12 protein-coding genes are annotated in these 13,183 nt (G+C 49.0%); 6 read left to right on the top strand and 6 right to left on the bottom strand.

The window, feature by feature from the left end; all coding sequences use genetic code 11:
- The first annotated feature begins 359 nt into the window (after window positions 1-359).
- The 3 genes from E1919_RS16405 to E1919_RS28065 all read left to right on the top strand — a co-directional run bounded on the left by E1919_RS16405 (window position 360) and on the right by E1919_RS28065 (window position 4,802).
- Window positions 360-1,367 (top strand): glycosyltransferase family 9 protein, encoded by a 1,008-nt coding sequence (locus E1919_RS16405; RefSeq protein WP_162054496.1) that lies wholly within the window; start codon window positions 360-362, stop codon window positions 1,365-1,367.
- Window positions 1,368-1,649: 282 nt separating this feature from the next.
- Window positions 1,650-2,963, top strand: coding sequence for an aminopeptidase P N-terminal domain-containing protein (locus E1919_RS16400; protein WP_162054495.1), 1,314 nt, complete (start codon window positions 1,650-1,652; stop codon window positions 2,961-2,963).
- A 354-nt stretch (window positions 2,964-3,317) separates the two neighbouring features.
- A complete protein-coding gene (locus E1919_RS28065; protein ID WP_162054494.1) occupies window positions 3,318-4,802 on the top strand; it encodes an OmpA family protein in 1,485 nt (494 codons plus the stop codon).
- Between the two features lie 197 nt (window positions 4,803-4,999).
- Here the strand turns inward: E1919_RS28065 and E1919_RS16390 are convergent, their stop codons facing one another.
- From E1919_RS16390 to E1919_RS16365, 6 genes are all read right to left on the bottom strand, one after another.
- Window positions 5,000-5,923, bottom strand: a complete 924-nt coding sequence (locus E1919_RS16390) for an aspartate carbamoyltransferase catalytic subunit (RefSeq protein WP_162054493.1) — start codon at window positions 5,921-5,923, stop codon at window positions 5,000-5,002.
- A 9-nt stretch (window positions 5,924-5,932) separates the two neighbouring features.
- Entirely contained in the window at window positions 5,933-6,481 is a 549-nt protein-coding gene (gene pyrR / locus E1919_RS16385; RefSeq protein WP_162054492.1) for a bifunctional pyr operon transcriptional regulator/uracil phosphoribosyltransferase PyrR, read from the bottom strand.
- Window positions 6,482-6,705: 224 nt separating this feature from the next.
- On the bottom strand, window positions 6,706-8,193 hold the full coding sequence (locus E1919_RS16380; protein ID WP_162054491.1) for a hypothetical protein: 1,488 nt from the start codon (window positions 8,191-8,193) through the stop codon (window positions 6,706-6,708).
- Between the two features lie 117 nt (window positions 8,194-8,310).
- Complete coding sequence (locus E1919_RS16375) at window positions 8,311-8,715, bottom strand: EVE domain-containing protein (protein WP_162054490.1); 405 nt, start codon at window positions 8,713-8,715, stop codon at window positions 8,311-8,313.
- Window positions 8,716-8,774: 59 nt separating this feature from the next.
- A complete protein-coding gene (locus E1919_RS16370; RefSeq protein ID WP_162054489.1) occupies window positions 8,775-8,957 on the bottom strand; it encodes a hypothetical protein in 183 nt (60 codons plus the stop codon).
- A 67-nt stretch (window positions 8,958-9,024) separates the two neighbouring features.
- Complete coding sequence (locus tag E1919_RS16365) at window positions 9,025-9,432, bottom strand: hypothetical protein (protein WP_162054488.1); 408 nt, start codon at window positions 9,430-9,432, stop codon at window positions 9,025-9,027.
- A gap of 211 nt (window positions 9,433-9,643) precedes the next feature.
- Here E1919_RS16365 and polX point away from each other — a divergent pair, with 211 nt between their 5' ends.
- From polX to E1919_RS16350, 3 genes are all read left to right on the top strand, one after another.
- Window positions 9,644-11,347, top strand: coding sequence for a DNA polymerase/3'-5' exonuclease PolX (gene polX / locus E1919_RS16360; protein ID WP_162054487.1), 1,704 nt, complete (start codon window positions 9,644-9,646; stop codon window positions 11,345-11,347).
- A 168-nt stretch (window positions 11,348-11,515) separates the two neighbouring features.
- Window positions 11,516-12,514, top strand: a complete 999-nt coding sequence (locus E1919_RS16355; RefSeq protein ID WP_162054486.1) for a glycosyltransferase family 9 protein — start codon at window positions 11,516-11,518, stop codon at window positions 12,512-12,514.
- Complete coding sequence (locus E1919_RS16350) at window positions 12,501-12,902, top strand: hypothetical protein (protein WP_162054485.1); 402 nt, start codon at window positions 12,501-12,503, stop codon at window positions 12,900-12,902. The genes E1919_RS16355 and E1919_RS16350 overlap by 14 nt, the downstream gene beginning before the upstream one ends.
- Window positions 12,903-13,183: the final 281 nt, after the last annotated feature.

The following is a 13,183-nucleotide window of genomic DNA, read 5'->3' as shown; positions in this document are numbered from 1 at the left end:
TGCTGACTTTCCTTTCCTGTTGATGATGTATCTTTGCACCTGCTAAGGCAGCTGCATGAGGGGTTGCCAGTCCATATTTGGAAAGGCGACTTGCCTGCATCACCAAAGCAACCCATTACAAATATCAAGACTCAAATTGATATTTTATAAGAATATCAGAACTATTAAGTTAAAGTAGTTTAATGTTTAGTTTAAAAACAGCCTTCGCTTTGCAAGAATGAGCGATATACTATATATTGCTTTTTAGCATGAAAGGCAACGATTTCCCAACTGTTCATTCCTGCCTGTTTCTCCCTTTCAGTTTATATTTTTAAACTCAGCGCGCTTTGGTGTAGCTTTACCGGAAGCTTATTATCAGCATGAAGAAAATCCTTATCATACAAACAGCTTTTTTGGGAGACGTGGTACTCGCCACTGCGTTGGTGGAGAAGCTGCATGCTTTTTACCCGGAGGCGAAACTGGACTTCCTGCTGCGCAAAGGAAACGAGGCACTGCTGAAAGGGCATCCTCTGTTACGGGAAGTGTTGATTTGGGACAAGCAGCAGGGTAAGTATAAAAGTCTGCTGAAATTACTGAAGCAAGTCAGGGCAGAACAGTATGACTTGGTGGTAAACGTGCAGCGTTTTGGCGCCACAGGTATTATGACTGCTTTTTCGGGAGCGAAAGAAACTGTAGGATTTGAAAAGAACCCCTTCTCCCGCCTCTTCACCCGCCGCTATGTGCACGATGTGAAGTCAGGTACCCACGAGGTGGAGCGCAACGACATGCTCATCCAAAGCCTGACCAATGCCATCCCCTCCAAGCCAAAGCTTTACCCCAGCCAGATAGATTTTGCAAAAGTGCAGGACTTGAAGCAGGAGCCGTTTATCTGTATGGCGCCCACTTCGGTGTGGTTTACAAAGCAGTACCCGCCAGAGCAGTGGGTGCAACTCATCAACAGCCTGGACACGAAATATAAAATCTACCTGCTGGGTTCGCCCGCCGACAAGAGCCATTGCGACGCTATCATCAGCCAAAGCAGCAGCCAGCAAGTTGAAAACCTGTGCGGGCAGCTGAACCTGTTGCAGTCGGCGGCCTTGATGCGGGATGCGGTGCTCAACTATGTGAACGACTCCGGCCCCATGCACCTGGCTTCTGCGCTGAATGCACCGACCTGTGCCATCTACTGCTCCACCGTGCCTCGCTTCGGCTTTGGTCCGCTCTCGGGCTTTGCCCACGTGGTGGAGCGGCAGGAGCCGCTTTACTGCCGCCCCTGCGGCCTGCACGGCTACAGAGCCTGCCCCGAAGGCCATTTCAAGTGCGCCCGCGAGATACGGAATGAGCAACTGCTGCAAGTGTTGGAAGTTAGAGAGATGGAAAGAAGTTAGAGAGATGGGTAGATTCCCCTTCGTCAGTGCTAACTGTATCAGTTCAGAGGGTATTCTCAGTCCTGCCTTTCTGCTTAGCGGCAGGGCATCCTTAAAGTGTTGTGCAAAAGGTAAATATAGTTTGCGGCAACTTCCAAATGTGCAGACTTGTACCTCCTCAGGAAATAATTTTTAGTCCAGTCCCTACTTATACGAGTGCTTTTATAGCCGGAGCAAGAGAAGCCTCAGTTGCCATCTCTGTAAATTTTAGTAGTTTTATGGGCCGAACAATAATCACGAACTATGAAATACCACCCAATAGGGCAGGAGCTGTTTGTGCAAAACCGCCGCCACGTTATAAAACAGCTCAAATCATCGTCCGTTGCCATCTTTCATTCTAATGACTTGATGCCTGCTAATGCAGACGCCACCATGCCCTTCCGCCAAAGCAGTGACTTATTCTACTTAAGCGGTATAGACCAGGAGGAAAGCATCCTGATGCTTTTCCCGGATGCGAAAGACGAGCGCATGAAAGAAGTGCTTTTTGTGCGCGAAACAAACGAGCATATTCTGACATGGGAAGGGTATAAGCTGTCGAAACAGCAGGCCCGGGAGGTGTCTGGTATCAGCACCGTTTTGTGGTCGCATGAGTTTGAGCAGATACTGAAAACCCAGCTTTTTGAGGCGGAGCACTTATACCTGAACACAAACGAGCACTTGCGTGCCATAATAGAGGTGGAGACCCGCGATGCCCGCTTTATAAAGTGGTGCCAGCAGCATTACCCTTTGCACAGGTATGAGCGCAGCGCGCCCATCATGCACCAGCTACGGGCCATAAAATCGGAGCAGGAGGTGGCGCTGATTCAGCAGGCCTGCGATATAACGGAGAAGGCCTTCCGCCGGCTGCTTGGTTTTATACAGCCCGGTGTGAAGGAATATGAGATAGAGGCAGAGCTTTATCATGAGTTTCTGCGCAACCGCTCCAGAGGGCCGGCTTATCAGCCTATTATTGCATCTGGTGGCAATGCCTGCGTTCTGCACTATGTGGATAACAACCAGGAGTGCGAAGACGGAGAGCTGGTGCTGATGGATTTCGGGGCAGAGTATGCCAATTATGCCGCAGACCTGACGCGCACGGTGCCGGTGAACGGCAAATTTACACCGCGTCAGCGCGATGTGTATAACTCGGTGCTGACGGTGATGAAGGCGGCCACCCAGATGCTGGTGCCGGGTAACACCCTCGACCAATACCATAAATTTGTAGGTACCGTGATGGAGAATGAACTCATCCGGCTGGGGCTGCTGAACGAGAGCGATGTTCGGAACCAGGACCCTGCCAAGCCACTTTACAAGAAGTATTTTATGCATGGCACCTCGCACCACCTGGGGCTGGATGTGCATGATGTCGGTAATAAGTTCAGGCCGTTTGAAGAAGGCATGGTGTTTACCTGCGAGCCGGGCATCTACATTCGGGAAGAGGGAATTGGCATACGGTTAGAGAACGATATCCTTATCACAAAGAACGGACCGCGAGATCTGATGCAGGCCATCCCGATTGAAGCAGACGATATTGAGCGCCTGATGCAGCAAAAGCTTTGTTCTGTTGTAGAAAAATGAAATATGAAAAGCTTTGAGGCATGTGCTGACAACAAGTTTTACTGTACTTACTCTTAATTTAATGCCCTTGCATCAAAATATTTTTTCTGGAACAACCTTGTACTACTGTATCAGTTGAAGTATAGGAATGCTCTAGCGGTAATAATATGTGCGTCTTTACGTAACTGCCGTGGTGTTCAAGGTAGTGTAAATGTTTAATTTTATTGAAAGCCTATGGATAAATTTTTCCTCCTTCTAAAATTGCGTGCAACTAAAGCCTTGCAGTCACCGAATGCCAGACTCTTTTTTGGGCATAAGAGTAACTCCTTCCCAAACATGCACGTATTGTCATATCAAAATATACATTGTAAAAACATGCAAACACAACTTACAAAACTTAGTAAATTAGCTATGGCGCTCGTTTTCTTGCTGTTAGCAAGTAACGGGTTGTTTGCCCAAAGCTCGGATCAACCAACAAACATCCAGATATACGGTAGTGCCTTACAATATAAGGGCGAGATAGATGACCAGTACTTCGAAAGCAACAAGCTGGAGTGGGGCGGTGGTCTTAATCTGAACCGTTATCTAACGTCTGGTATAGATGCAGGCTTGCACCTGACCTATGGTAGCACGGAAGCCAGGAACTCAGAAGTAGGCGGCGCCTTCAATAACGCTAACTTCGATGCTCAAATGGGTACTGCTATGCTGGCCCTGCGCCTGAAACTGTATGGTAGCCTTCTAAAAGAAGATGCCTTTATCGGTCCATACCTGCAAATTGGTGGTGGTGGTGCCTGGGCTAAAACAGATGCTTTTAGAGCAGATGGTAGCCGGCAGGAAGATGATAAATTTATCACAGCCGCTGCAAAAGGTGGTGCGGGTATCCGTTTCCGTTTCTCAGATGCTGTTAGCGCCTTCATTGAAACCAACTATGTAATTATAGGACAGGACAAGATTGATGGCTATGACACAGGTAGTAATGATAACTTCCTTCAGCACAACGTGGGCCTTGGCTTTAACTTAGGCAAAGCCGCGGATGCGGACGGTGATGGTGTGCCAGACAGAAGAGACCAATGCCCAGATACACCAGCAGGTGTGGAGGTTGATAGAAATGGTTGCCCACTAGACGCTGACGCTGACGGTGTGCCGGATTACCAGGATCAGTGCCCTACAGAGCCAGGTACAGCAGCTACACAAGGTTGCCCTGACCGTGACGGTGACGGCGTAGCTGACAAAGATGATCAGTGCCCTGACCAGCCTGGTACTGCTGCCATGCAAGGTTGCCCTGATACTGACGGTGACGGCGTAGCTGACCCGAATGACCAATGTCCTGACACACCAGCTGGCGTACAGGTAGGTCCTGATGGTTGCCCGCTAGACGGTGACGGTGACGGTGTTCCGGATTACCAGGATGCTTGCCCTAACTCTGCAGGCCCAGGCACAGCAAACGGATGTCCTGAACTAACTCCTGACGAACTGCGACTAATTGAAGAGAAAGTACGCTTTGAGTTTGACCAGGCTCGTGTGCAGGATGCGTATAAGCAGCTTCTGGATAGCATTGTAATAGTACTGCAGAAATACCCTGATCACGTACTCCTGATTAAAGGACATGCTGACTACATTGGTTCTGAAGAATACAACCAAGCACTTTCTGAGGCCAGAGCACAGAATGTGAAAGATTACCTGGTACAGCAAGGAGTTCAGAACCCAGACCGTTTGGTAACCAGAGGTTATGGTGAGTCCCAACCTTTAGTACAGGTGAATGAGCGTCTGCCACGTCGCAGAACCGAAGCTCTACGACTGATTAACAGAAGGGTTGGTTTTGAAATGAACACACCTGATATGCAACTCGACCTCGATTAAAGCTGCATAAATTATAAACAAAAAGGCCGCAGGTTTTCCTGCGGCCTTTTTGTTTGCAGAAGGTTTTTGTTCTGAAGAGAAACAGCCGCAGAAAAGGTAAAAGAAAATACAGCGTTTGGACATAGTGACAAAAAGAGGCCTGTTCCGCTATCCGGAACAGGCCTCTTTTTGTCAGAAAAAATAAGTTTTATGACATGCTACTGCTTTTGAGCCAGCAGGAACAGCACTGCCATACGAATAGCCACGCCATTCTCCACCTGGTTCAGGATAATGGAGTGGTGTGAATCTGCTGCATCGCTGCTGAGTTCCACGCCACGGTTAATCGGGCCCGGGTGCATGAGTGTGATTTCTTTATCGAGGCTGTTGAGCATCTTTTTGTCGATGCCATAGTAAAGGGTATACTCGCGCAGCGACGGAAAATACTTCATTTGCTGGCGCTCTAACTGTATGCGCAGCACATTGGCCACATCGCACCATGCCAGCGCCTTTCGTACATCCAGTTCCACTTTAACGCCCAGTTGCCTGATGTGTTTTGGCAACAGCGTAGTAGGGCCGCACACCATTACCTCAGCCCCCAGCTTCTGAAGCGCAAAGATATTGGACAGGGCCACCCGCGAGTGCAGGATATCCCCGATAATCACGACTTTTTTGCCCGCTACATCGCCAAGTCTTTCCCTGATGGAGAAGGAGTCTAACAGCGCCTGCGTCGGGTGCTCGTGGGTGCCGTCGCCGGCGTTTACTATGTTGGCTTTGATGTGGTTGCTCAGGAAGTGTGGTGCGCCCGGGCTGGAGTGCCGCATCACGATCATATCCACTTTCATGGCCAAAATGTTATTCACCGTATCCAGCAGGGTTTCGCCTTTCTTTACAGAACTGCTGCTGCTGCTGAAGTTGATCACATCGGCAGAAAGCCTTTTTTCGGCAAGCTCGAAGGAGAGACGGGTGCGCGTGGAGTTCTCGAAGAAAACGTTGGCAATGGTAATGTCGCGCAGCGAAGGCACTTTCTTGATCGGCCTGTTCAGCACATCTTTAAAATTATCCGCGGTCTCAAAAATGAGCTGGATGTCTTGCGGGGTAATATCTTTGATGCCTAAAAGGTGCCGGACGCTAAGCTCTTGCATGGGGAGAGTTTATTCTTCGTTTTTGGTAATGAGCCATATATTGTCTTCCGGGGCCTGCTGTTCTTTCCACTCTACCAGCACCCTTTGGCTTTGCAACGAGTTTACGTGGCGACCCACATACGTTGGCTGTATGGGCAGGTGGCGCGAGTAAAGGCGGTCAATCAGCACCAGCAGCTCCACATTGGCTGGGCGGCCGTAGGCTATCATGGCATCCAGCGCAGCCCGCACAGAGCGGCCGGTATACAGCACATCATCCACCAGAATCACATTTTTGCCTTCAATTAGGAAATCAACTTTGGTGGCGTTGGCGGTAAGCGGTGTTTCACGCCGGCGAAAATCATCGCGGTGAAATGTGGTATCGAGGTAGCCGGTTGGCACCTGCTTGCCCAGTATGGAAGCCAGGGTATGCTGGATACGCTGCGCTACAAACCTGCCGCGTGGCTGCAAACCCAGTATAACAGAATCAGAAAAGTCGCCGTGGTTCTCGATGAGTTGGTGGCAAAGGCGCAGCACCATTATATCGAGCAGTTGGTGGTTTACGATGAGTCTTTTCTGCATAGCCGGAAGTATTGGTTGCAAATATAGCGTGTCTGATTAAGATAGGGAAATAAATGTTTAGTGGTTACATTGTTTCATTGTTGAATGGATGTACTGCCCCGACTAGCACACCTTTCCTGTCGGAAGAGCTAATATGCAGCGCGAGTTATCGTAAAAACCTGTTTCTTGGATAACAATTTAACAATGCAGCCATTTAATGATTTAGCCATCGAGCAATTCAACCTTTAAAAATCAATCCTATTGATATAGAAGACGGTGCGGGAGCTTTCGGATTTAGGCTTTATGCGCTGGAAACCAAATGCCGCAAAACTATTGCCGTACCAGCGAATAATGCCCGGCTCAATAGTGTCCTGTATTCTTTCATCTTCCTCGTAAGTGAGTATGTCTAGTTCGGTTTCTTCTTCGTCGAACTTGCTGTGGTCCATTATGTGGTAAATAATCTGCTCTTCTCTTGGGTATGCCATCACCACCCGGCCATCTGGTAAGCGACCTACTTCAACAGTGTGCACCAAATCATAGCTAACTACATCTTTAAGTGGAAAAGCATTGTCCCAGAGCAGCCTGCCTTGCTTATCAAAGCCCAGCGCTACAGCGTGCGTCCGTTTATACCCTTCTTCCTGGCGCCCTACAGAGAAGCTGCGGTCAATGCCCCAGTTAGTGTTAGAACTGCGGTACTGCGGGTAGTATACCTCTGCTGCCAGTATGTAGCCCTCTGGAGTGTCAATGAGGTCGTGCAGCAGCAGGCGGTACCGGTACCTGGGGCTCTTGCCCGTTTTCAGACGGGCTGCCTCCCTGCGGCGGGTACGCTCCTCCTGGCGGGGCTTTAGGTACTTAAAGAAGTTCTTTAGTTGCAGCATGCTGTAAAACCTGCCTTCTTCATCCACAACGGAAGTCGTGACGGGCGTCGTGAAGAAGCCTTGGTTATAGCGCAGGTCGCGGGTGCCATATGTGCCAAAGAGCATCTTCTGGGTACTGTCGCCAGGCGTAATCTCTGCGTTTAGCAGGCTTTTATCTTCCTGCTGCAAAATAAAGTGGCTCTTGAGTAGTTTGCCACGGGCATTAAAGCTCTTTACCTGCAGCCGGGATATGCGACCGTTAGACTCTGACAGCACGGCATCTACGCGGTTATTCGCAGGGTCTGCTAAAAGATCAGAAAAAGCAGATTCTTCTCCATATATCGAAGGCAGCAGCTGTATTTCGTTTGTGTCGGTATTCAGGTGCAGGAGCACTGGCTTCTGGTCTTTTCTATTTCTGCCAATAATAAAGTAGTTGTCGTTAAGCACACTGTACTCGTATATTGCATCAATCGGCTCTAGTTCATAATGTTTTTGCTGCAGTTGCCCTGTGCTGTGGTTTAGCTTCACAAACGTATACTCCTGCAGGTCATCCTGCCCGAAAACCAGGTAAGTGTAAGGTGCCTCTGTGTAGTGCCGGATGTAATAGCTATCGGAAGGCATGTTAACGGTGTCAGACCATAGCTGCTCAAGCTGATGATTAAACTTCGTGAAGTTAAACGTAGCTTCTGTTTTCCAGAGGTTGCCGGTGGTATAGTACACCAGCAGACTGCTGTCAGGCAGGGCAATTACTTCCACATTCGTTGTTTCCATATCGAATGGCAGCTCGACACGCACAGGTTGTGCTGGCTCCTGGGCGAGCACAGGAAACAGTAGAAGTGTGAAAATACAGGTGAGCAGGTGACGAAAAAGAACCATAAATAACAGGGTGTTAATGCTATCAGGTACGGGTAAATATAAAACAGCAGCTAAATCGTTGTACTGAATTTAGCTGCTGTTCGTTGTTATGGGTGACTAGTTTTTGGGAAAATTACTTTAGTTGCCCAGCGCAAGCAGCACATCAAATTCTTCGGCGGTAAGCGGCATAACCGACAGGCGCGACTGGCGCAGGAGTGCGATGTTCTCCAGGCGCTTGTCCTGTTTTATCTGCGCCAGTGTTACAGGTTCTTTGAAGTCGCGGAAGGGCGCTAAATCCACTACTACCCACTTGTCGTCGTCCGTAGTGGGGTCCGGGTAAGCGGCTTTCTCTACTTTGGCGATGCCTACTATAGCTTTTTCTGATACGCTGTGGTAGTATAGTACTAAGTCATTGGGCTGCATCTGCTGCATGTTATTGCGCGCCTGGTAGTTGCGCACGCCATCCCACATTGTGCGGCCGTCTTTTACTAAATCGGCCCAGGCATATTTTTCAGGTTCTGATTTTACAAGCCAGTGTTGCATTGGTATTGATATAGGTAAATTGTTGATTTATAGAAAACAGGAGAAACGGTTGGCAAACACTATTCTGCTCTACGACGCTGCAGGTACATTCCGTACTCCGAGATTAACAGCCCAATTATTACGCCCCCAATCAAACCTCCCAGCAGGTTCTCAATATTAGTCAGTGCCATGGTGAAAACAAGCAGAACCGTCAGGGCTGCTATAATTGCTATCCTGACTTTTATTGAGAGCTTGGTGTACATGGCGTTCGTTTATATCTATTTCAGGTTGCTGATATGTTGAAAGACACCTTTATGTTAATGCATGCGATTACTCGTTTCCGGGTACAGGTTGTCTTATGATTTTCAGCACGTCATCTTCCAGCGAGATGATCTGCACCTCGTATTGCTGCGGTGGATTGCTGTCAGGGCTCATCCGGATCTGCACACTGTGTTTGTCTTTCTGCTCCCATTCTCCAAGTTTTTCCTCCAACCCGTCGGTAGGGGCTATCTCGTAGCGCTTTATCACGCCGCCAGACTCCAATGTGAAGCCAGTGCGGCCGCGGGATGGCGGGAATTCATAGGTATTCGGGCGGTAAACGAGCGTGTCGCCGGCATCTTCCTCAAAAGAATGCAGCCAGGTTTTATCTATCAGCGCTGCCGCTAGCTTGTCGCTCTTTTTGCAGGTAACAGCTACCAACACGAGGCACAGCAGGCAAAGCAATGATGCGTTTTTCATACTTCATTAAAAAGATTATAGGGCAATTTAGGCATTTCTTCTTTTATATAGAAGCTTACTAATTTAAAAGCGCTCTGTGATACCGGCGTATTTAGTTGTAAGCGCAGCGTTACCACAAATCAAAAGTGTAGAGGCTGCAGGTGAATATAGGGGATATGGCAGGCAAGGTTCAGCAGCATTTTCTATCTTTGTAAGTATACAAAACAGAGCTTTGGAAAATAAGAATATCATAAAACTGTTTAAGCTAACGGCTGAGCTGCTGGAGCTACACGATGAGAACCCCTTCAAGATACGCTCTTACGCAAATGCGGTGGGAGCACTGGAGTTGGTAGAAGCGCCTCTGGCCGGCATGAGCCAGGTTCAGCTGGAGGAAATCGGCGGGGTAGGCAAAGGCATTGCCGCCAAGATTGTGGAAGTAAACACCACGGGTTCTTTTGAAGAGCTGGACCAGATGCTGGCAGCCACACCGCCCGGTGTGGTGGAGATGCTGCGTATTAAAGGCATTGGCCCTAAAAAAGTGCGCAACCTCTGGAAAGAGCTTGGTGCCGAAACAGTAGAAGAGTTGCTGGAGGCATGTGAACAGGACAAAGTAAGTAAGCTAAAGGGCTTTGGTGCCAAAACACAGGAAAACATCAGGCAGGCACTGCTCTTTACACAGCAAAATCGCGGCAAGCTGTTATATGCCGAAGCCGAGTCTGCTGCCCAGAAGTTACTGGAAAATATACAGGAGGCTTTTCCGGAGGCGCAGGTAAGCTTGGCAGGCGATGTGCGCCGGCGTATGGAGATAGTAGAGCACCTGCAGCTGGTGGTGGCAACAGATGCCCCTGCCGAAGCAACGGGTAAGCTTAGCAAACTACAGGTGCTGGAGCAGGATGAGAAAGCTTCCGGGCCGCTGGTGTGGCGCGGGCAGCACACGGTGAGTGGCCTTAGCACAGAAATTTTTCTTGTACCGGAAGCAAGCTTTGCCAACGAGCTGCTAACGCGTTCTGCTTCCGCAGCGCACCTGACACAGATTTTTGCAGCTGGCAAATGCATGATGGCTGTCATACGGCAGGAGAACCACGCCACTGAGGAGGATATTTATGCTGCAGCGGGTATGGCGTATGTGCTGCCCGAAATGCGCGAAGGCAGCAATGAGTTGCAACTGGCCATGGAGAACAAGCTGCCGAAGCTGCTGGAGCTAACAGACCTGAAAGGGAGCCTGCACAACCACAGCACCTACTCCGATGGCGCCCATACTTTAGAGCTAATGGCTACCTTCTGCCGCGACATGGGTTACGGCTACCTGGGCATCTCCGACCACTCCAAAACAGCTTCGTATGCCGGTGGCCTGCGGGAGGGAGACGTGCTGCGCCAGCAAAAGGAAATTGATGAGCTGAATAAGAAGCTCGCCCCGTTCAAAATCTTCAAAGGTATAGAGTCAGATATTTTAGGTGATGGTTCATTGGACTACAGCGAAGACATGTTAAAGACGTTTGACTTTATAGTGGCCTCTATCCACAGCAGCCTGAACATGGATGAGAAGAAAGCCACCACGCGCCTCATCACCGCAATTGAAAACCCCTACACCACCATGCTGGGCCACCCAACAGGCCGCCTGCTTTTACGCCGCGAAGGATACCCGATTAACCATCAAATGGTGATTGATGCCTGTGCTGCCAACAACGTCATCATCGAAATAAACGCAAATCCCTGGCGCCTGGACATAGATTGGCGCTGGGTGCAGTATGCAATAGAGAAAGGCGTGATGCTCAGTATAAATCCGGATGCCCACCATACCAGCGGTTACGACGACATGAAGTATGGCGTATTAGTTGGCAGAAAAGGAGGGCTCACAAAAGAGATGACCTTCAATACAAAGTCTGCCGAAGAGGTGGAGCAGTATTTCAGAGAGCGAAAGGAGAAGATAAAGTAAGGAAACACGGTGCAATTTTTGCTGCTTCAGGTTTTAACTTGGAGCACAAATGAAACAGGTTTTTCTACTTATTAAGCCTGAATCTATATAAAATGATACGCAAGCAGAAAGCTTGCATCAGATGCTGCTACAAGTCAAAACTTTGCGGCAGGACGCGTTTCAAACAAAATGCCTAAAATCCTCATACTTCGTTTTTCTTCTATCGGCGATATTGTGCTAACGACGCCAGCGGTGCGCTGCATTAAACAGCAGGTGCCCGATGCGGAGGTGCATTACTGCACCAAGAAGGCTTTTAAAAGTATAGTGGAGCATAACCCTTATGTTGATAAAACGCATTTGCTGGGCAGCAGCCTGAAAGAACTGGTAAAACAGCTGAAGGCGGAGAACTTTGATTATGTGGTGGATTTGCATAACAACCTGCGCACGCGCATTATTCGGGCACGATTGGGTAAGCCAGGCAAAAGCTTCAACAAACTGAACTATGAAAAGTGGCTCATGGTCAACTTTAAGCGCAACCGCCTGCCCGATGTGCACATTGTGCAACGCTATCTAGATGCCGCCGCCGCTTTAAGCGTGAAAGACGATGGCAAAGGCCTCGATTACTTCATACCTGCACAGGACGAGGTAGACATACAAATGCTGCCATCACTGTTTCAGAAGGGCTACGTTGCTTTTGCCATCGGTGCACAACACTACACCAAGCGCCTGCCCACCGAACGCATTATAGAGCTGTGTGAGCGCCTGCAGCAACCTGTTGTTCTTTTGGGTGGAAAAGAAGATGCCGCCACGGGAGAAGAAATTGCTACCTACTTCGAAACCCGAACAGCGAACAACGCACAGCGAACAGCGATATATAACGCCTGTGGCAAGTATAAACTGAATGGTTCTGCTTCGCTGGTGCGGCAGGCTGAGAAAATGGTTAGCCACGATACTGGCCTGATGCATATTGCGGCTGCTTTTCAGAAAGACATCATCAGTATTTGGGGCAATACCATTCCGGAGTTTGGCATGTACCCGTTCCGGACAAACTATAAAGTGCTGGAGGTGCATGGCCTCAGCTGTCGCCCCTGCTCCAAAATAGGTTACAGCAAGTGCCCCAAAGACCACTTTAAATGCATGCGGGATATTCCATTCAACGATTTAACTTTCCATCGTGCCGAAGTATAATTCAACCTGGGAAGAAGCTGATGCGCAGTTCCTGGAGGCCCTGCTGCTGGCCACAGGCGGAGAAGGAGGAGCCACCCTGCAGGACGTGCTGCTGATGGCCGACGCCATAGATGGCACTGTATTTACACTGGAAGAAGTAGAGCAAGCCCTGGAGAAATTGGTGGCTGTTGACTACGTAATTGTGCTAAAGAACAAGCTCTCGCTCACACCAGCATTTCAGGAGGCTTATACGCAGGTGGAAGAAAGTGCCGATGACCAGGAACAGCTGTTGCAAAATTTGCAGACGCAGGAACTGACAGAGAAAAAAATAGAAGCGGCCAGCAACGCCCTGAAAAAGAATAAACTCAAAAACCATTATCAGCAGTACCAGGAGCAGTTTGGTGGCTAAAGCGAAGGAAAAATACCCTGGCGACGGAATCTATCCGGTGACGTGCAGTGGGAGTGAGTCTCCAGACTCACTTGTGCCTAATCAAACATAGGTCTTATTGCTGATTTAAACAGAACTGCCGCTAAAGTATCAATTTATGCCGTTGTTGGTGTTTTCACCATAGCCGTCAGGCTAAGGGTAAAGTATATCATTTGGCGATGGTTTTAGTAGCCCGTTTTTGTCTCTTCTTTTTTCTTTCCTGCCTATCCTGATTACCCTTCTGAGCACTTTCCAAAACCACT

The organism is Pontibacter pamirensis (assembly GCF_010015475.1).
Classification (GTDB): domain Bacteria; phylum Bacteroidota; class Bacteroidia; order Cytophagales; family Hymenobacteraceae; genus Pontibacter; species Pontibacter pamirensis.
Note: the sequence above shows the minus strand (reverse complement) of the source record. Positions and strands in the feature narration are given on the sequence as shown.

What these genes read in the sequence shown, in the direction of transcription:
- E1919_RS16380 (WP_162054491.1), bottom strand. Translation starts at nt 8,193, where the DNA reads ATGGTTCTTTTTCGTCACCTGCTCACCTGTATTTTCACACTTCTACTG.
- E1919_RS16400 (WP_162054495.1), top strand. Translation starts at nt 1,650, where the DNA reads ATGAAATACCACCCAATAGGGCAGGAGCTGTTTGTGCAAAACCGCCGC.
- E1919_RS16405 (WP_162054496.1), top strand. Translation starts at nt 360, where the DNA reads ATGAAGAAAATCCTTATCATACAAACAGCTTTTTTGGGAGACGTGGTA.
- E1919_RS16370 (WP_162054489.1), bottom strand. Translation starts at nt 8,957, where the DNA reads ATGTACACCAAGCTCTCAATAAAAGTCAGGATAGCAATTATAGCAGCC.
- E1919_RS16390 (WP_162054493.1), bottom strand. Translation starts at nt 5,923, where the DNA reads ATGCAAGAGCTTAGCGTCCGGCACCTTTTAGGCATCAAAGATATTACC.
- E1919_RS16365 (WP_162054488.1), bottom strand. Translation starts at nt 9,432, where the DNA reads ATGAAAAACGCATCATTGCTTTGCCTGCTGTGCCTCGTGTTGGTAGCT.
- E1919_RS28065 (WP_162054494.1), top strand. Translation starts at nt 3,318, where the DNA reads ATGCAAACACAACTTACAAAACTTAGTAAATTAGCTATGGCGCTCGTT.
- pyrR (WP_162054492.1), bottom strand. Translation starts at nt 6,481, where the DNA reads ATGCAGAAAAGACTCATCGTAAACCACCAACTGCTCGATATAATGGTG.
- E1919_RS16355 (WP_162054486.1), top strand. Translation starts at nt 11,516, where the DNA reads ATGCCTAAAATCCTCATACTTCGTTTTTCTTCTATCGGCGATATTGTG.
- E1919_RS16375 (WP_162054490.1), bottom strand. Translation starts at nt 8,715, where the DNA reads ATGCAACACTGGCTTGTAAAATCAGAACCTGAAAAATATGCCTGGGCC.